This window comes from Mycobacterium sp. NGS62 (assembly GCF_059812285.1).
In genome coordinates, this window is sequence record NZ_JCALCK010000006.1 from 186,263 (window position 1) to 204,582 (window position 18,320).

17 protein-coding genes are annotated in these 18,320 nt (G+C 65.4%); 11 read left to right on the forward strand and 6 right to left on the reverse strand.

Annotated elements, in window-relative coordinates; all coding sequences use genetic code 11:
• Positions 1-5 precede the first annotated feature (5 nt).
• Positions 6-437, forward strand: a complete 432-nt coding sequence (locus AC5Y49_RS17445) for a carboxymuconolactone decarboxylase family protein (RefSeq protein WP_499889221.1) — start codon at positions 6-8, stop codon at positions 435-437.
• On the opposite strand, the gene AC5Y49_RS17450 is transcribed toward AC5Y49_RS17445, so the two are convergent.
• Positions 434-1,027, reverse strand: coding sequence for a TetR/AcrR family transcriptional regulator (locus AC5Y49_RS17450; RefSeq protein ID WP_499889223.1), 594 nt, complete (start codon positions 1,025-1,027; stop codon positions 434-436). The two genes, AC5Y49_RS17445 and AC5Y49_RS17450, sit on opposite strands and share 4 nt — an antisense overlap.
• Positions 1,027-2,268 (reverse strand): cytochrome P450, encoded by a 1,242-nt coding sequence (locus AC5Y49_RS17455; protein WP_499889225.1) that lies wholly within the window; start codon positions 2,266-2,268, stop codon positions 1,027-1,029. The genes AC5Y49_RS17450 and AC5Y49_RS17455 overlap by 1 nt, the downstream gene beginning before the upstream one ends.
• A gap of 125 nt (positions 2,269-2,393) precedes the next feature.
• Here AC5Y49_RS17455 and purD point away from each other — a divergent pair, with 125 nt between their 5' ends.
• Positions 2,394-3,662, forward strand: a complete 1,269-nt coding sequence (purD, locus tag AC5Y49_RS17460) for a phosphoribosylamine--glycine ligase (protein ID WP_499889227.1) — start codon at positions 2,394-2,396, stop codon at positions 3,660-3,662.
• Here the strand turns inward: purD and AC5Y49_RS17465 are convergent.
• Positions 3,659-5,242 (reverse strand): gamma-glutamyltransferase family protein, encoded by a 1,584-nt coding sequence (locus AC5Y49_RS17465; protein WP_499889228.1) that lies wholly within the window; start codon positions 5,240-5,242, stop codon positions 3,659-3,661. The genes purD and AC5Y49_RS17465 overlap by 4 nt on opposite strands.
• A 110-nt stretch (positions 5,243-5,352) precedes the next feature.
• Here AC5Y49_RS17465 and AC5Y49_RS17470 point away from each other — a divergent pair, with 110 nt between their 5' ends.
• The gene (locus AC5Y49_RS17470) at positions 5,353-6,528 is read left to right on the forward strand and encodes a thiolase family protein (RefSeq protein WP_499889230.1); all 1,176 of its coding nucleotides are present in this window, start codon (positions 5,353-5,355) and stop codon (positions 6,526-6,528) included.
• 103 nt (positions 6,529-6,631) lie between these two features.
• Here AC5Y49_RS17470 and AC5Y49_RS17475 read toward each other — a convergent pair whose 3' ends face one another.
• Positions 6,632-7,540, reverse strand: coding sequence for an alpha/beta hydrolase-fold protein (locus AC5Y49_RS17475; RefSeq protein ID WP_499889232.1), 909 nt, complete (start codon positions 7,538-7,540; stop codon positions 6,632-6,634).
• A gap of 88 nt (positions 7,541-7,628) precedes the next feature.
• On the opposite strand from AC5Y49_RS17475, the gene AC5Y49_RS17480 reads away from it, so the two are divergent.
• Together AC5Y49_RS17480 and AC5Y49_RS17485 are read left to right on the forward strand one after the other, a co-directional pair.
• Complete coding sequence (locus tag AC5Y49_RS17480; RefSeq protein WP_499889234.1) at positions 7,629-8,258, forward strand: TetR/AcrR family transcriptional regulator; 630 nt, start codon at positions 7,629-7,631, stop codon at positions 8,256-8,258.
• 91 nt (positions 8,259-8,349) lie between these two features.
• Entirely contained in the window at positions 8,350-9,726 is a 1,377-nt protein-coding gene (locus AC5Y49_RS17485) for an APC family permease (protein WP_499889295.1), read from the forward strand.
• Here AC5Y49_RS17485 and AC5Y49_RS17490 read toward each other — a convergent pair.
• Positions 9,689-10,582, reverse strand: coding sequence for a DUF429 domain-containing protein (locus tag AC5Y49_RS17490; protein WP_499889237.1), 894 nt, complete (start codon positions 10,580-10,582; stop codon positions 9,689-9,691). The genes AC5Y49_RS17485 and AC5Y49_RS17490 overlap by 38 nt on opposite strands.
• A 22-nt stretch (positions 10,583-10,604) precedes the next feature.
• Between AC5Y49_RS17490 and purB the strand changes: the two genes are divergently transcribed.
• The 4 genes from purB to AC5Y49_RS17510 are packed head-to-tail and all read left to right on the forward strand — an operon-like array spanning position 10,605 to position 14,436.
• Entirely contained in the window at positions 10,605-12,017 is a 1,413-nt protein-coding gene (purB, locus tag AC5Y49_RS17495; RefSeq protein WP_499889239.1) for an adenylosuccinate lyase, read from the forward strand.
• Entirely contained in the window at positions 12,014-13,264 is a 1,251-nt protein-coding gene (locus tag AC5Y49_RS17500) for a cytochrome P450 (RefSeq protein WP_499889240.1), read from the forward strand. Before purB ends, AC5Y49_RS17500 begins: the two co-directional genes overlap by 4 nt.
• A complete protein-coding gene (locus AC5Y49_RS17505) occupies positions 13,261-14,277 on the forward strand; it encodes a tellurite resistance/C4-dicarboxylate transporter family protein (protein ID WP_499889243.1) in 1,017 nt (338 codons plus the stop codon). Before AC5Y49_RS17500 ends, AC5Y49_RS17505 begins: the two co-directional genes overlap by 4 nt.
• Positions 14,278-14,283: 6 nt before the next feature.
• Complete coding sequence (locus tag AC5Y49_RS17510; RefSeq protein ID WP_499889244.1) at positions 14,284-14,436, forward strand: hypothetical protein; 153 nt, start codon at positions 14,284-14,286, stop codon at positions 14,434-14,436.
• Here AC5Y49_RS17510 and AC5Y49_RS17515 read toward each other — a convergent pair.
• Positions 14,433-15,059: a hypothetical protein gene (locus AC5Y49_RS17515; RefSeq protein ID WP_499889245.1), complete on the reverse strand. Its 627-nt coding sequence runs from the start codon at positions 15,057-15,059 to the stop codon at positions 14,433-14,435. The two genes, AC5Y49_RS17510 and AC5Y49_RS17515, sit on opposite strands and share 4 nt — an antisense overlap.
• Before the next feature lie 216 nt (positions 15,060-15,275).
• Between AC5Y49_RS17515 and AC5Y49_RS17520 the strand changes: the two genes are divergently transcribed.
• Both AC5Y49_RS17520 and AC5Y49_RS17525 read left to right on the forward strand, forming a co-directional pair.
• Positions 15,276-16,169 carry a phosphoribosylaminoimidazolesuccinocarboxamide synthase gene (locus AC5Y49_RS17520; protein WP_499889247.1) on the forward strand — a complete coding sequence of 298 codons (894 nt, stop codon included), beginning with the start codon at positions 15,276-15,278 and terminating at the stop codon, positions 16,167-16,169.
• Positions 16,166-18,316, forward strand: a complete 2,151-nt coding sequence (locus tag AC5Y49_RS17525) for a S9 family peptidase (RefSeq protein ID WP_499889249.1) — start codon at positions 16,166-16,168, stop codon at positions 18,314-18,316. The genes AC5Y49_RS17520 and AC5Y49_RS17525 overlap by 4 nt, the downstream gene beginning before the upstream one ends.
• Positions 18,317-18,320 lie beyond the last annotated feature (4 nt).

Here is an 18,320-nt window from a genome sequence, read left to right on the forward strand (position 1 = left end):
ACGTCATGGACGAGTTACGCCGCAAGGGCCTTGAGAAGATGAACGAGGTTTACGGCTGGGAAATGCCCAACGTCGAGGGCGACGCCTACTTCGACCTGACCGTCGATCACCTGTTCGGCAGCATTTGGACCCGGCCCGGATTGTCGATGCGCGACAAGCGCATTATGACGTTGGCGGCGGTGACCGCAATCGGAAACCGCGACCTGGCCGAGATCCAGATCAACGCCGCACTGCTCAATGAAGAGCTCACCGACACCGAACTGAAGGAGATGGCGGTCTTTTTGACCCACTATCTCGGATTCCCGCTGGGGTCGGCGCTCAACGGCGCGGTCGACACCATCGTGGCAAAGCGCAAGAAGGCCGCCGCCAAAGGCGCCTCCGAGGACAAAAAGGCCAACGTCGACGACGCGGTGCGGATGCACCAGGGCAAGGGCTAACCCGGCACCGTCGCGCCGACCCAGCGGCGCAGGTATCGGCGAAGCTCGCCGTCGCGCCGGGGCGGGCGTCCAGGATCGATGACGAACGACTGAATGATCCGCAGCAAGTGCTCGCCCAGTTCAGCCACGTCGTTATCGGTCAAACCCGCTGCGGCCCAATCGACGTCGAACCGCCGCAACATTGCATTGGCGAATTGCAGAGCCACCTCGGACGTGACATCGGCGGTGAAAGCGTTGCCACGGTCGTCGGCAAGCAATAGGCCGATGTGTTTGTCGCTGGGTAGCCACTCCAGGGCGGTGGCGATTCCCTCGGTTACCGCTTCCACCGGGTCGGTGATGCCCGACAAGTGTGCCGCCAACCGGTCCAGAAAGCCGGTTGCGGCCTCGGTGGCCGCGGCGACCAGCAGCGCGTCGGTGCTCGGAAAGTAGCGGTAGACGGTTTGTCGCGTCACACCCAGCGTGCGGGCCACATCGGCGATGCTGATGTCGGCGCCGCGCGCATCGATGGCCTGGCTCGCTGCGGCCAGGATCCGTGCGACGGCCTCCTCGTCGCTAGTCGGGGCTGCGCCGCCCCAGCCGTGCGTGCGCACTAGCCGTGATAGGAGACGTGCAGATCCTTGACGCCGTTGATCCAGCCGGACCGAAGCCGTTGGGGCTCTGTCAGTTTGGTGATGTCCGGTATCTGGTTGGCGATCTCGTCGAAAATCAGCCGAATCTCCATGCGAGCCAGGTTTGCACCGATGCAGTAGTGCGTTCCTTGTCCGCCGAATGCCAGATGCGGGTTGGGGTTGCGCAGAACGTTGAACTCAAACGGCTTGTCGAAGACGTCTTCGTCGTAATTGGCTGAACTGTAGAACAGGCCGACACGCTGACCCGCTTTGATCGCCACGCCGCCAAGCTCGGTGTCCACTTTGGCGGTGCGCTGAAAACAATGCACCGGCGTCGCCCAGCGCACGATCTCGTCGACCGCGGACTCCGGCCGGTCGCGCTTGAAGATCTCCCACTGTTCCGGGTTTTCGGCAAAAGCATTGATGCCGTGCGTCATGGCGTTGCGGGTGGTCTCGTTGCCGGCCACCGCCAGCAGGATCACGAAGAACGCGAACTCGGTTTCGCCCAGCGACTCCCCGTCGACGTCGGCCTCGATCAACTTGGTGACGATGTCGTCGGCCGGGCAGCGCCGACGCTCCTCGGCCATCGTGTAGGCGTAGCCCATCAACTCGGCGTTGGCCATCGCGTAATCGGTTTCGAAGTCCGGGTCGTCGGTGTTCATGATCGCGTTGGTCCAGTGGAACAACTTTTCCCGGTCGTCTTCGGGAACCCCGATCAGATCCGCGATCGCCAGCAACGGTAGTTCCATCGCGATGTCGTCGACGAAGTTGCCGCTGTCTTTCTCGGCCGCGGTCTTGACGATGTCGTGGGCCGCCAAGGCCAGCTTCTCCTCCAGGACCGCGACCGCCCGCGGGGTGAACAACCGGGAGACCAGCTTGCGCAGCCGGGTGTGCTCCGGCGGGTCGTGGTTGATCAGCAGCGCCTTGGTGAGCTCCAACTGGTCGCGCGTCGTGCCGTCGGGTAGCCGCATCACGGCACCGTTCACATTGGTCGACCACACGTCGTTGTCCCGGGAGATGTCCTTGATGTGCTGGTGCTTGCTGATCACCCAATAGCCGCCGTCGTCAAAGATCGTCGCGCCGGGCGGCTGCTCGTTCCACCACACCGGCGCGGTCTTGCGCAGCTGGGCGAACTCGGCGATCGGGATCCCGCGCAGCAGGACGTCCGGATCGGTGAAGTCGAAGCCGGCTCCGAACGGACAGGCACTTTGTGTCGTGGTCACCTGACACCACCCTTCATGCGTGACGTGAACCACATTTGTACTAGACCATACACTCTAGCGTCAAGTGTATGGCCATCGCATTGCCGGTCGGGCCGGTCGATGTCACTCGGCTAAGGTGAGGTTTCGTGCGTGTCCTGGTGATCGGTTCAGGTGCCCGTGAACATGCGCTGCTCTTGGCGCTCCGCGACGACCCCGAGGTTGACGCGCTGGCCATCGCGCCGGGCAACGCCGGCACCGCTGCGCTGGCCGACCAGCACGAGGTCGACATCACCGCTGGCGACGATGTCGTCGCGCTGGCCCGGCAGGTTGCGGCCGACCTGGTGGTTATCGGCCCAGAGGTCCCGCTGGTGCTGGGGGTGGCCGACACTCTGCGCGACGCGGGCATCGCCTGTTTTGGTCCCAGCAAGGACGCGGCCCGGATCGAGGGCTCGAAGGCTTTCGCCAAAGATGTGATGGCCGCCGCCGGCGTGCGCACAGCTTCGAGTGAGATCGTGGACAACCCCGCGCATTTGGATGCGGCACTGGATCGGTTCGGGCCGACGGCCGGCAACCAAGCCTGGGTTGTCAAAGACGACCGGTTGGCTGCCGGTAAAGGCGTAGTGGTCACGGCGGAGCGCAGCATCGCGCGTGCCCACGCGGCCGGTCTGCTCGAGGCCGGGCACCCGGTGCTGCTGGAGTCCTACCTGGACGGCCCCGAGGTCTCACTGTTCTGCGTGGTCGACGGCACTACGGTGGTCCCGTTGCTGGCCGCGCAGGACTTCAAGCGAGTCGGTGACGGCGACACCGGGCCCAACACCGGCGGCATGGGCGCTTACGCGCCGCTCCCGTGGCTGTCGGATGACATTTATCGCGATATGGTCAACCGGATCGTGGAACCCGTTGCGGCCGAACTGGTCCGGTGTGGGAGCCCCTTCACGGGGTTGCTGTACGCCGGTCTGGCGATCACCCCGAACGGGCCTGCAGTGATCGAATTCAATTGCCGCTTCGGTGATCCGGAGACACAATCGGTGCTGGCGCTGCTGGAATCACCGTTGGGGCAACTGCTTTACGCAGCCGCCACCGGTGAGCTGGCCGGCTTCGGGGAACTACGCTGGCGGGATGGTGCGGCGGTGACGGTGGTGTTGGCAGCGGAGAATTATCCGGGCCGGCCGCGAGTCGGCGACGTCATCGTCGGGGCGGACGCCGACGGCGTGTTGCATGCTGGAACGGCCCGCCGCGACGACGGCGCGGTGGTCTCGTCGGGCGGCCGGGTTCTTTCGGTCGTGCGCACCGGCGCTGACCTGGACGCCGCACGCGCAGCCGCCTACGACACCTTGGGTTCAATCCGGTTGCCCGGAGGTCACTTTCGCACCGACATCGGCCTGGCCGCCGCCCAGGGTAAGGTCCGCGCCTAAAACCCTGCCGCTTGGCCGTCGCGGCGCGGATCGCTCACCGCCAAATAGCCGTCGTCGAGTCGCCAGATGGCCTGGCAGCTGCCGAACTGGTTGTAGTCGTCGACGACCACCAACTCGTGGCCACGCCGCTGCAGTTCGGTGAGGGTAGACGACGGAAACCCTTGCTCGCAGCTCACCTGCATGCCCTGCAGCCAGCGGAACCGGGGGCCATCGCACGCCGCCTGGGGGTTCTGGCCGTGGTCGACGATGCGCACCACAAGTTGCAGATGACCCTGCGGCTGCATGGTTCCGCCCATGACCCCGAAGCTCATGACCGGAACGCCGTTTTTGGTCATAAAGGCGGGAATGATCGTGTGGTAGGGACGCTTATTCGGGCCGATCCGATTCGGATGTCCCGGCGTCGCAACGAATCCCACGCCGCGGTTCTGCAACGAGATCCCGGTGCCGGGCACCACCACACCGGACCCGAATCCCATGTAGTTCGACTGGATCATCGACACCATCATCCCTGCGGTGTCGGCTGCGGCGAGATACACGGTGCCGCCCTTCGGCGCGCCGGCGGTGACATGCAGCGCGTGCTTGAGATCGATCTTCTTCGCCCGCTCCTTCAGATACTCCTCGTCGAGGAGGTTCTCCGGGCGCAACCCCATGTGGTCGATGTCGCCGACGTAAGCCGCAGCGTCGGCGAAGGCGAGCTTCATCGCTTCGATCTGCAAATGCACGCTGTCGGCGGAATCTGCTGGCAAGGCGGTCATGTCGAACTGCTCGAGGATGCCGAGCGCGATCAATGCGGCGATCCCCTGACTGTTGGGCGGGATCTCGTGGATGGTGTAGCCGCGGTAGTCGCGGCCGATGGTGCCCACCCAATCGGCCCGGTGGGCGGCCAGGTCGCTGATTCGCATTGCGCCACCGTGAGCGCGCGAATGCGCCTCGAGTTGAGCCGCCAGTTCTCCGCGATAGAACGCCTCGCCATTGCTGGCCGCGATCTTCTCCAGCGTGGCCGCAAGGTCGGGGAAGGTGACGACGTCACCGGGGCCCGGGGCGCGGCCTCCGGGCATGAAGTACTGCGCAAACCCGGGCTGGGATTTGAAGAATGGGAGCTGCATCGCCCAGTGTTCCGCCACCGTCGGCGACACCAGAAAACCTTCGCGGGCGTAGGAGATTGCCGGCTCGAAGAGCCGCTCAAACGGTAGTGTCCCGAACTGGGCGTGCAACTCGGTCCACGCTGACACCGCCCCGGGAACAGTCACCGAGTTCCAGCCGAATGCGGGCACACCGTTGCCGCCGAAGTATTCCGGCGCCCACGCTGCAGGAGAGCGGCCCGACCCGTTCAATCCGTGCAGCCGCCGACCGTCCCAGACGATCGCGAAGGCGTCCGATCCGACGCCGTTGGATACCGGTTCCACCACGGTGAGGCTGATGGCCGCGGCGACGGCCGCGTCTACGGCGCTACCGCCGTCGGCCAGCATCCGAAGTCCGGCCTGCGCGGCCAGCGGCTGTGATGTGCACACCGCGTTGCGCGCCAGAACAGGCTTGCGCGGCCAGGCGTAAGGCAAGTCCCAATCGAAGGGCACGGTCACTGTGGGATCGTAAGCCTCACGGCGGTGCCCGGGTTATCGTCGCCACTACGGTAGTTGATACGATTAGTCTTTCTACGCTGGCTTCGAATTCGCGACCGAAGGTTGACCACATGCCCACGCCCGTCATCGTCAGTGCCGTCCGGACCGCAATCGGAACGTCGTTCAAAGGCTCGCTGGTCAACACTCCCGCCGAAGCGCTCGCCACCACTGTGCTGGCCGAAGCGGTCCGGCGATCCGGTGTCGAGCCAGGTGTCATCGATGACGTGATCTTTGCTGAGTCACATTACGGCGGTGGCGATTTGGCACGTTACGCAGCTGCAGCCTCGGATATGGTTTCGGTGCCCGGCCAGGCCGTCAACCGGCATTGCGCAGGCAGTCTGACGGCAGTCGCAAACGCCGCCGCCCACATCGGTTCGGGCGTCGAGCGGGTAGTGGTGGGCGGCGGAGTGCAGTCGTTGTCGACGGGTCCGCTGATGAACTGGCGCATCCCGGGTCCGACCCTGGAGTTCGAAGAGCGGTGGATGCCGCCGACCCACGTGGAGACGCTCGATGCGCCCACCCGCGACATGTCCATCACGGTGGGCTGGAACACCGCACAAGCGGTCGGCATCACTCGGGAAGAGATGGACGCCTGGGCGCTGCGGTCACACCAGCGTGCGGTCGCGGCGATCGATGGTGGCGCGTTCGACGACGAGATCGTGCCGCTGAAAATCCAAGGGCCTCAAGATGCGCTCGTGGAGTTCAGTGTCGATGAGCATCCGCGCCGCGACACCAGCATGGAGAAGTTGGCGTCACTGAAGGTGCTGCACCCCGAGATCGAGGGTTTCTCCATCACCGCCGGTAACAGCAGCGGCACCAACGACGCAGCAGCCGCTTTGACCCTGGCCGACGACGGCTTTGCCCGCTCGGCCGGGCTGACCGTGCTGGGCACGGTCAAGACGTGGGCATCGGTCGGCGTCGAACCCAGGGACACCGGGCTGGGCGCGGTCCGGGTGATCGGCAAAGTGCTCGACCGCGCCGGGCTGTCGCCCGCCGACGTCACGCTGTGGGAGATCAACGAGGCGTTCGCGTCAGTTCCGATCGCCGCGTGCCGTGAGTACGGTCTGGACGAGGATCGGGTCAACATCTACGGCAGCGGGTGCAGCCTGGGCCATCCCATCGCGGCCACTGGCGCGCGGATGCTGACCACGCTGGTACATGAATTAGGCCGCCGCGGTGGCGGGATCGGGGTGGCCGCGATGTGTGCGGGCGGTGGCCAGGGCGGCGCGGTCGTCATCGAGGTGTAGCCGGCCGCCGCGAGCGACTTTGAGTGTGTACATAGGGCGGCGGTCACCGGCGTGTCGTCGCCGAGGATTCACTCTCAACGCGAGGGACGTCTCGAAAACACCCTTATGCCGTCAGCAGCGGTGCCATCCAGGTCAGCTCGGCGGGTAATTGTGCGCTCCAGAACGATGCGTCGTGCCCGCCCGGCGAGAAGCCGCCAGCCGGCGGATTGGGCAACTGCGCCACGAACTGCTTGGTAGCTGCATAGAACGGATCGCTGTTGCCGCAGTCCACCCGGATCGGAATCGACGCCAGCGCAGGCATTCCGAACACCGAATTGGCCGACCAGTCGTCGGCGCCGTCGAAGGCGCCCGGTGCGGTCGCCCCCGGCGAGAGCCACAGTGCGGGGCTCACCGCGCAGATCGCCGCGGCACGTCCCGGCCCGAGCCGGCCGCCGAGCAGCAGCGCACCATAGCCTCCCATCGACCAGCCCAGGAACGCCACGCGTGAGGTATCCAACCCCTGCTTGTCCAGCATCGGGATGAGTTCGTTCAACACCATGGCGCCCGAGTCTTCGCCGGAAGCCCTCTTGTGCCAATAACTTCCGCCGCCATCGACGGCGACCACCGCAAACGGTGGGAGGCCGGCGTCGACGGCTTGCGCCAGGCCCTGCTCGACCCCGCCGGCCATCACGGTGGCGGCATCACTGCCCTTGCCGTGCAGCGCGATCACCGGTCGCAGGGCCTTGGTCTGGCCCGGCGGACGTGCGATCGCCCAGTTGGTCGTCACCCCTCCGCGGGCCGCTGACACGAACGAACCGGTCGCCATCGTCGGGGCGGCGACCGGCGCGGGCGCCGGTTCCAGCGGCGGCGGAACCAACGGAACGCCGCGACCGGTCATCGGCGCCGGTGCGGCCACCGACGGCTGTGCCGGAAACAGCGTGCCCAACGCATAGGCACCGACGGCGCCGGCGACCACGTTGGCCCCGAGGTGCAGCACCGCACGACGGCTCAGGTCCGGCATGCCGGACATCATAAAGTGCGCCGCTCCTCGACGTCGGCGCGCTGTCAACGGGGCGGTCGTTTGTCCGAAAGGGCAATACTGCCCCTGCCTGCCTGGCAGCATGTCAAACGTGACGGCAGCAGTCACTCCTAAGGGGGAACGCCGGCGGTACGCGCTGATCAGCGCGGCCGCCGAGCTGCTGTGCGAAGGCGGGTTTGAAGCGGTGCGGCACCGGGCTGTGGCGCAGCGGGCCGGCCTGCCGCTGGCATCGACCACCTATTACTTCTCCTGCCTCGACGACCTGATCGCCAGCGCGGTCTCCCATGTCGGGATGCTGGAGGTGGCCCAGTTGCGTTCCCGGGTGGCCAGTCTGTCGCGGCGTCGCCGCGGCCCGGAGACCACCGCCGACGTCCTCGTCGATCTGCTCGTCGGCGACGAAACCGGCCCGCGGCTGATCGAACAGCTGATCTCGCGCTACGAGCGCTACATCGCCTGCGCCCGGCTCCCGGCGCTGCGCGATATCCAGCGCCGAAACCTGCGTCAACGCGTCGACGCGGTCGCGGACGCCATCGAACGGTCGGGACGTTTGGTGCGACTCGAGCTGGTGTCGGCGTTGATTTGCGCCGTCGACGGTGCTGTGGTCTCCGCCCTGGTTGACGACCAGCAGGACCCGCGGGCTGCCGCCAGGGCGACCGTGATGGACGTCATCGATGTGCTGGCGCCGTTCGAACTACGGCCAGTGCAGATCTGATCCTGCACCGGTTTCGGTGGCCGGCCGGTTTCCGGGAGGCGCCGCGGACGTGCCTGCGGCTTACGGGCGCCAGCCCCGCTTGCGCCGCGTGATGGGGCCGCCGCAGCTGCTGTTCTTCATTCTGGGCGACATCCTGGGCGCCGGGGTGTATGCGCTAATCGGCGATGTGGCAGCCGAAGTCGGTGGGGCAGCGTGGGTTCCGTTTCTGCTGGCATTCTTGATCGCCGCCGTGACCGCCTTGAGCTATCTGGAGTTGGTGACCAAATATCCGCAGGCCGCGGGTGCGGCGCTATATGCGCAAAAGGCGTTCGGCAATCAGTTCGTGACGTTTCTGGTGGCCTTTGTGGTGATGTGTGCGGGAATTACGTCCGCATCGATGGCATCGCGGTTTTTCGCCGCCAACTTTGTGGTCGCATTCCATATCGGCTGGGGTTCGGTGGGCGTTGTCGTGGTCGCGTTGCTCTTCATGGCGACGCTGGCCGCGGTGAACCTGCGCGGCGTGGGAGAAAGCGTCAAGCTCAACGTCGTGTTGGCCAGCATCGAAATCACCGGGCTGGTTCTGGTGATCCTCGTCGGGCTGTGGGCGTTCGGTGCGGGCCAGCATGTCGACTTCGCGCGGGTCGTCGCGTTCGACACCGCCGCCGACAAGAACGTGTTTCTGGCCGTCACGACCGCGACCTCGTTGGCGTTTTTCGCGATGACGGGCTTCGAGGACTCGGTCAACATGGCCGAAGAAATCAAGAACCCGGTGCGAACTTTCCCGAAGGTCCTGCTGTCCGCGCTGAGCATCGCGGGCATCGTCTACATCATCGTGGCGATCATCTCCGTGGCGTTGGTGCCGGTCGGGGAGCTGAAAGTTAGCGATACTCCGCTGATCGATGTCGTCGGTATCGGGGCGCCGGGGCTGCCGATCAAAACCATCCTGCCGTTCATCTCGATGATCGCGGTGTCCAACACCGCGCTGATCAGCATGCTCATGGCCAGCCGGTTGATCTACGGGATGTCGCGGCAGCAGGTTTTGCCCCCCGTGCTGGGCGTCGTGAGCCCGACCAAGCGGGCGCCGTGGGTGGCGATCCTGTTCACCACGGCGGTCGCCTTCGCGCTGATCCTCTATGTCACCGCGGTCGCCAACACCGACGCGATCGAGGTTCTCGGCGGCACTACGTCGCTGCTGTTGCTGGCGGTGTTCGCGACGGTCAATGTCGCGGTGCTGGTGTTGCGCCGCGATGTCCGCCGAAATCGGCGCCACTTCAAGACGCCGACTGTATTGCCAGTCATCGGATTTGCGGCCTCGCTATTTCTGGTGACGCCGCTGTCCGGCCGGGAAGGTCAGGAGTACCTGCTGGCCGGCATTCTGGTCATGAGCGGGGTCGTGCTGTCGCTGCTCACCGTTGTCATCAAGCGCCAGTTCGACATTCGCGATGCCGGCATCACCGACGCCGCGCACCTGGCCGACGCGCCGGATTAACAGTCAGCGCACGCAAAGCAGCCAACTCGAGTTGTGCTTCCTCGAGCAGGGCGCTGACGCGCGCGAGCCGCTGTTCCACGTCGTCGGGGTCAGGCGGGCAATCCGGCGCGGCGAGTTCGGGTGGAAGCGATGGAGTGACGATGTAGCCCGTCGTGAAATCGCCGTAGATCGTCACGTCTTCGGGGCACTGATACCAGTACAGCGCGAGGTAGGCACACACGACCGCGTCGATGGCATCCTCGGCCCCATCCAGCTGGACCGGTCGAGTTGCCGCGGTCACCCTGTTGCGCAGCTCGACCCAGGCCACGTGGTGGTTGACCCGCAGTCGCGGCGTCGCGGCGTCCAGCCCTTCGATCAGGGTCATCAGCTGCAGCAAATCGTGCTGGCGACTGTCGAAGGCGCCCCGCTTGTACTTCAGCGTGCGATCCAGGCCGAAAAGCACCACGGTCGCCGGATGCGGGTACACCTCGATGGCTCGCCGGCTCGCCTGGGTGCGCGGGTCCATATCGAGGGCGAGCACCTCGGCCAGTCTGGCGCCGCGGGGGCCTCGGGCGAACTCGGGCCTGCCGGTGTACGCCGGCCGTGCGCCCGCTTCGAACTTCTGGAAATCGCGGTTGAGCGCTTTCTCGCAAGGGCGGTGTCCGGTCGGGTTCTTCACGATCAGCGGCGCGTCGATGGCCACCAGGCATTCGTCGCGGACGTAGGGCGACAGCGCGTTCTCGATGCTGGCGTCGTCCTGCGCTACCCCGACATGCAGAAGCCGGCCGTCGGCGTCGACGACCGCGACACCGCTTTGGTTGATTTCCCCCCAGGCAAGGTCGACACCGACGAAGTACATCCGCTCAGCTTGCCGCATCGCGACCGTAAGCTGTGACGTTGTGAACATCCCGAATGTGCTGGCCGCCCGATATGCCAGCGCCGAGATGGTGTCGATCTGGTCGCCCGAGGCCAAGGTTGTCGCCGAGCGCAGGCTGTGGCTGGCGGTGCTGCGTGCCCAGGCCGAGCTGGGTGTGCCGGTCCCCGAACAGGCGCTAGACGACTACGAACGGGTGCTCGACGACGTCGACTTGGCCTCCATCGCGGCTCGCGAGCTGGTGACCCGCCACGACGTCAAAGCCCGCATCGAGGAGTTCAACGCGCTGGCCGGTCATGAACACGTGCACAAGGGCATGACCAGCCGCGACCTGACCGAGAACGTCGAGCAATTGCAGATCCGCCGGTCGATGGAGCTGGTGTTCTCCCACGGCGTGGCGGTGGCCGCGCGGCTTGCCGAGCGGGCGGTGGCCTACCGCGACCTGGTGATGGCCGGACGCAGCCACAACGTCGCCGCCCAGGCGACCACATTGGGCAAACGGTTCGCCTCGGCCGCACAGGAGACACTGCTGGCGTTGACGAGGCTGCGTGAGCTGATTGACCGTTATCCGCTGCGCGGCATCAAGGGCCCGATGGGCACCGCCCAGGACATGCTCGACCTGCTCGGCGACCGAGCGAAACTGGCCGCACTCGAACAGCGCATCGCCGAATACCTCGGATTCACAACGGTGTTGAGCAGCGTCGGCCAGGTGTATCCGCGGTCGTTGGACCACGAAGTGGTCTCGGCGCTGGTACAGCTCGGCGCGGGCCCGTCTTCGCTGGCGCACACCATCCGGTTGATGGCGGGGCATGACCTGGTCACCGAGGGCTTTGCGCCGGGGCAGGTCGGGTCCTCGGCGATGCCACACAAAATGAACACCCGCAGTTGTGAACGGGTCAACGGCCTGCAAGTGGTGCTGCGCGGCTACGCCTCGATGGCCGCCGAACTCGCCGGCGCACAGTGGAACGAGGGTGACGTGTTCTGCTCGGTGGTGCGCCGAGTGGCGTTGCCGGACAGCTTCTTCGCCGTCGACGGGCAGATCGAGACATTGCTCACCGTGCTCGACGAGTTCGGCGCGTACCCGGCGGTGATCGGCCGGGAATTGGACCGCTATCTGCCGTTTCTGGCCACAACCAAGGTGCTGATCGCGGCGGTGCGCGCCGGGATGGGGCGAGAAGCCGCGCACGAGGTGATCCGCGAGCACGCGGTGGCGGCCGCGCTGGCGATGCGGGAAGGCGCCGACCCCGATCTGCTCGCCCGGTTGGCGGCAGACCCGCGGTTGCCGCTGGACCGCGCCGCTATCGACGCAGCGCTGGCCGACAAACAGGCGTTCACCGGCGCGGCCGGCGACCAGGTCGACGCGGTGGTCGCAGCGGTGGAGGCCTTGGTCGCGCGCTACCCGGAGGCGGCCAAATACGCACCCGGGGCGATCCTATGACCATCACCGACGCCCTCTCGGGAATCGATTTCACCGATCTGGACAACTTCGCGAACGGCTTTCCGCACGAAATGTTCGCTGTCCACCGGCGAGAAGCGCCGGTGTACTGGCATGAGCCCACCGAGCACACCCCCGACGGCGAGGGCTTTTGGTCGGTGGCGACTTACCCGGAAACGCTTGAGGTACTGAAAGATCCGGAGTCGTACTCGTCTGTCACTGGCGGCGACCGGCCGTTCGGCGGCACGCTGCTGCAGGACCTGGCCATCGCGGGCCAAGTTCTCAACATGATGGATGACCCGCGGCATTCGCAGATCCGGCGACTCGTCAGCTCCGGTTTGACGCCCCGGATGATCCGTCGCGTCGAGGACGACCTGCGCGGCCGGGCGCGCCGGCTGCTGGACGCCGTCGTACCGGGAGAACCGTTCGACTTCGTGGTGGACATCGCTGCCGAACTGCCCATGCAGATGATCTGCATCCTGCTGGGAGTGCCTGAGTCCGACCGGCATTGGCTCTTCGAGGCGATCGAGCCGCAGTTCGACTTCGGCGGTGCTCGCAAAGCGTCCCTTTCGCAGCTCTCGGTCGAGGAGGCCGGGTCGCGGATGTACACCTATGGGCAGGAGTTGATCGCCTCGAAGCGCGTCCAGCCCACCGACGACATGTTGTCGGTGGTGGCCAACGCAGAGCTGGACGAGCCGGAAGGGGGCCCGGCTCTATCGGACCTCGAAGTGTATTTGTTCTTCAGTCTGCTGTTCAGCGCGGGCGCAGAGACGACGCGCAACGCGGTCGCCGGTGGGTTGCTGGCGCTGGCCGATCACCCGAACCAATTGCAGGCACTGCGTGCAGATCTGGGCATGCTGCCGACGGCGGTGGAGGAGATAATTCGATGGACGTCACCGTCGCCGTCAAAACGACGCACCGCCACCTGTGACGTCACGCTCGGCGGACAGTCGATCTGGGCCGGTCAGAAAGTTCAGATCTGGGAGGGTTCGGCCAACCGCGACGCCGCCGTATTCGACCACGCCGACGAATTCGATATCACGCGTAAACCCAATCCGCACTTAGGCTTTGGCCAGGGAGTTCATTATTGTCTGGGGACCAACCTGGCCCGGCTGGAACTGCGAGTGTTGTTCGAGGAACTGCTGACGCGCTTCGACGGCGTGCAGCTCGTCGCACCCGTCGAATGGACTCGTAGCAACCGCCACACCGGTATCCGCCACCTGGTGGTGAAACTGCTCGGTGCGGGGTGAGGATTCGACTCAGTGCCGTCACGCTGACGCCGGACGTCTTCTCGGCGGTGATGGCTACTGGGATCGTGTCGATTGCTGCACGAAACCACCACTATCCCTGGGTCAGCGGAACATTGGGCATCCTCGCGTCGCTCGGCCTGCTGGTCCTTGTCGTGCTGGTTATCACCGGCGTCGTCGCCAAACGCCGGATCTTGCCGTGGGATCTGCGCGATCCGGATATCACCCTGCGCTTGTTCACGTTCGTCGCGGCGTGCGCGGTGTTGGACTCCCGGCTGGTGTCCCATCCAATTGTGGTGCGGATACTCGGCGCGATCGCCCTGGTGTCGTGGCTGGTGTTGATCGTGCTCACCGCGCGGAATATGACTGGGCACGGGTGGGCAGCCCTACGCGACCGAGTGCACGGCGCGTGGGAGCTCGCCAGCGTCGGGTCGTCCGGGCTGGCGATTGTTGCCGCTCAGGCGGCTCACCACACCGGCCACCGCTGGTGGTTGATGGTTGCCCTACCGATTTGGCTGGTGGCGATCGCCATCTACTGCTTGATGACCTGGCTGATGCTTTGGCGCGCGATTGCCGAACGACAGGATCGCGACGGGTTCGAGCCCGACACCTGGATCCTGATGGGCGGGTTGGCGATCGCAACGCTGGCCGGCGATTACATCCATCAGCAGGCCCCGCATTGGCTGGCCGGCGGCGTCCGCACTGTCACGGTGGTGACCTGGGTGGCGGCCACCCTGTGGATACCGCCGCTGATCTATTTCGGCTTGCATCGCATTAGTCAGCGTCCAGAGGTCCTGCAATTCACCGGGGTGTGGTGGACGCTGGTATTTCCACTGGGCATGTACTCCGCGGCCACTGACGCGATGGCAGTCGAGCTCGGTCTGCGATCCTTGCATACGATTTCGTTGGTGTTCTTCTGGGACGCGTTGGCGGCGTGGGTAATTGTGGTCGTCGCCGGGCTGCTGCGAATTTGGCGACGGATCCGGTCGTCGACCAACACGAAAATGGGTACGTGATCTGGCATGACCGACAACAACGCAGCCCTGGTGTACATCGGCACCGGATACCGTGCCGGTGACGAGCCGGCTTTCGTCGGCGCGATGTCAAGCATGTACCACCGCACCGGGGACGGCTGGAAGCTGGCGCTCTACCAGCAGACGCAGCTCGCTGACTAAAGGCCCGATTTCCAGCGGATGAGGCCCGCCGACCGCAACTCGACGGCGGCCAGGCCGCGAATGGCCGCGGGATCCTCGCGCCGCCACGCGCCGACCGGATCGGCGCTGACGGCGCTGAGTCGCCGCAGCGGCCGATTCGCCAATGCCCGCAGCGCCAGTAGCTGTTCGCCAGCCGGTGTGGCGGCCAGCGCGGTCACGGTCAATTTGCGACGAAGAAAACGCCACCGCAACACCAGCCAAGGCACCACCACAGCGAAAATCGGTGGCGCCGCCACTGCGAGCGCCAGAACGACCGCCAACAAGCTGGCGGTGGTGTCCAGGTTGTGTCCGGCGTCGGCAATGTCCAGGGCCGGCTTGCTGGCCGCGGTGAGCGGCTTGCTGAGGGCGTCTCCGATTAGCGGAACGCGGTCAGCGTTATGGCCCGCTGACGACAGGTTGCCGGCGACTCCGCGTGCGCCATCGTCGAGCTGCCGTCCTACCTCGGCGATCGTCGAAACCGCACTGTGCACGGCTAAGCCGACGAATACCCATACGGCAGTCCACACAACGGCGGCGGCATCGCTGAACAACTGTCCCAACAGTCGCCCAGGAGTAGTGGCGTAAGGTACGAACCGCGATTTCATAGCCCTGATCCCAGCACAGCAGCAGTGCTCAGTTGCCCGATAATCGCGCGGCGACCCGCTGCGCCCGGCTTCGCCGCGCTTGCGATCGCCGCTTGATCTGATGATGGCGACCCGCTGCGCCCGGCTCCGCCGCGCTTGCGATCGCCGCATGATCTGATGATGGCGACCCGCTGCGCCCGGCTCCGCCGCGCTTGCGATCGCCATTAAGCTGACCCGATGCGTCCCGCCCTGTCCGACTACCGGCATCTGGCCAGCGGCAAAGTCCGCGAGCTCTACCGCATCGACGCCGAGCACCTGTTGTTCGTCGCCACGGACCGGATTTCGGCGTTCGACTACGTGCTCGACAGCACGATTCCCGACAAGGGTCGCATCCTGACCGCGATGAGCGTGTTCTTCTTCGACTTCGTCGAGGCGCCCAATCACCTGGCCGGACCGCCGGACGATCCGCGGATTCCCGACGAGGTTCTCGGCCGCGCGTTGGTGGTGCGCGAGTTGAAGATGCTTCCGGTGGAGTGCGTGGCCCGCGGTTACCTGACCGGCTCGGGCTTACTGGATTACCAGGCCAGCGGCAGCCTCTGCGGTATCCCGCTGCCACCGGGTTTGGTGGAGGCCAGCAAGTTTCCCACGCCGTTGTTCACCCCGGCGACCAAAGCCGAGCTGGGCCAGCATGACGAGAACATTTCGTTCGCGCGGGTGACCGAGATGGTGGGTGCGGTGCAGGCCAACCAACTGCGCGACCGTACGCTGCAGACCTATGTGCAGGCCGCCGACCACGCCCTGACGAAGGGAATCATCATCGCCGACACCAAGTTCGAGTTCGGTATCGACAATCAGGGCGACCTGGTGCTCGCCGACGAGGTTTTCACTCCGGATTCGTCACGTTATTGGCCGGCTGACGACTACCGGCCCGGGGTAGTGCAGACCAGCTTCGACAAGCAGTTCGTCCGCAACTGGCTCACCGGTCCCGAGTCCGGCTGGGACCGCGCGGGTTCGCAGCCACCGCCGCCGCTACCGGACGACATCATCGACGCCACCCGCGCCCGCTACGTCGATTCCTACCAACGGATTTCCGGACTGCGGGTCGACGACTGGATCGGCCCGGGAGCGTGACCGCTACGCCTGCGCCGCCGGTCGCCAAACGTGTCGAGAGTCGACGCGAATTCCACGGGGACGTCTTCGTCGATCCATACGAATGGCTGCGGGACAAGGCCAATCCAGACGTGATTTCCTACCTGGAGGCGGAGAACGACTACGCCGACCAGTCGACGGCCCAGCTGGAACCATTGCGGCAGCGCATTTTCGACGAGATCAAGGCACGTACCAAGGAGACCGATCTGTCGGTGCCTACCCGGCGCGGCCAGTGGTGGTATTACGCCCGCAGCTTCGAAGGTAAGCAATACGGCGTGCACTGCCGTTGCCCGGTCACCGATCCGGACGACTGGACGCCGCCGGAGTTCGACGAGCACACCGAGATTCCGGGCGAGCAAATATTGCTCGACGAGAACATCGAGGCCGACGGCCACGACTTCTTCGCGTTGGGTGCCGCCAGTGTGAGCCCCGACAGCAACGTCCTGGCATATTCCGTCGATATCGTCGGCGACGAGCGCTATACGTTGCGGTTCAAAGATTTACGCACAGGCGATCGGTATTCCGACGAGATCGTCGGAATCGGTGCGGGAGCGACTTGGGCGACTGATAACCGCACCGTGTACTACGTCACCGTGGATGCGGCCTGGCGTCCGGACACGGTGTGGCGGCATCGAATCGGTTCGGGCCTGCCCGCCGCGAAGGTCTATCACGAAGCGGACGAACGGTTCTGGCTGGCGGTGGGCCGCACCCGCAGCGATGCTTACGTGTTGATTGCCGCCGGATCGGCGATCACATCGGAGGTCCGCTACGCCGACGCCGCCGATCCTCAGGCCGAATTCGTGACGGTGTGGCCGCGCCGAGACGGCGTCGAATACTCGGTGGAGCACGCCGTCGTCGGCGGTGAGGATCGGTTTTTGATCCTGCACAACGAGGGCGCGGTGAACTTTACGCTCGTCGAAACGCCGGTCAGTGATCCAGCCACGATGCGTACGCTCGTCGGCCACCGGGATGACGTCCGACTCGACGCCGTGGATGCGTTGGAACGCCATTTGGTGCTCAGCTATCGACGCGAAGCGCTGCCGCGGATCCAACTATGGCCCATCGGCGACGACGGCGTTTATGGCAGTCCCGAAGAGATTTCGTTCGACTCGGAGCTGATGTCATCAGGTCTTGGACCCAACCCGACGTGGAATTCGCCGAAGCTGCGTGTCGGTGCGGGATCGTTTGTCACGCCGGTGCAGATCTACGACCTCGACCTGGCCACCGGAGAGCGCACATTGCTGCGCGAGCAACCCGTGCTCGGCGACTTCCGGCGCGAGGATTACGTCGAACGACGCGACTGGGCACTGGCGGACGACGGCACCCGAATTCCCGTGTCGATCGTGCACCGGGCCGGCATCGAATTCCCGGCTGCCACAGTGCTGTACGGGTACGGCGCCTACGAGATCTGTCAGGATCCGCAGTTTGGGATCGCGCGGCTGTCGCTACTGGACCGGGGCATGGTGTTCGCCGTCGCCCATGTCCGTGGCGGTGGTGAGATGGGCCGGCTGTGGTACGAACACGGCAAGCTGCTGCAAAAGAAGAACACCTTCACCGACTTCGCCGCGGTGGCGAAGCATCTGGTTGGCTCCGGGCTGACACAACCGCAGAGCCTGGTGGCAATGGGCGGCAGCGCAGGTGGTCTGCTGATGGGCGCGGTGGCCAATCAGGAACCGGATCTGTTCGCCGGCATCCTGGCAGTGGTGCCTTTTGTCGACCCGCTGACGACCATGTTGGACCCGTCGTTGCCGCTGACCGTCACCGAGTGGGATGAATGGGGAAACCCGTTGCAGGACAAAGCTGTCTACTCTTATATGAAGGCCTACTCGCCCTACGAAAACGTCGACAAAAAGAAGTACCCTGCCATCCTCGCGATGACTTCGCTGAACGACACCCGGGTTTATTACGTGGAGCCGGCGAAATGGGTTGCGGCGTTGCGGCACGCCAAGTCCGACGGCAATCCGGTGTTGCTGAAAACTCAGATGAGCGCCGGCCACGGCGGTATCAGCGGTCGTTACGAGCGGTGGAAGGAAGTCGCATTCCAGTACGCCTGGCTGCTGGCTGCCGCAGATCATGACCACTATGGCAGCGGTCAGGTAGACGACCTGCTCAGCGGTACGCGCGGGTAGACGC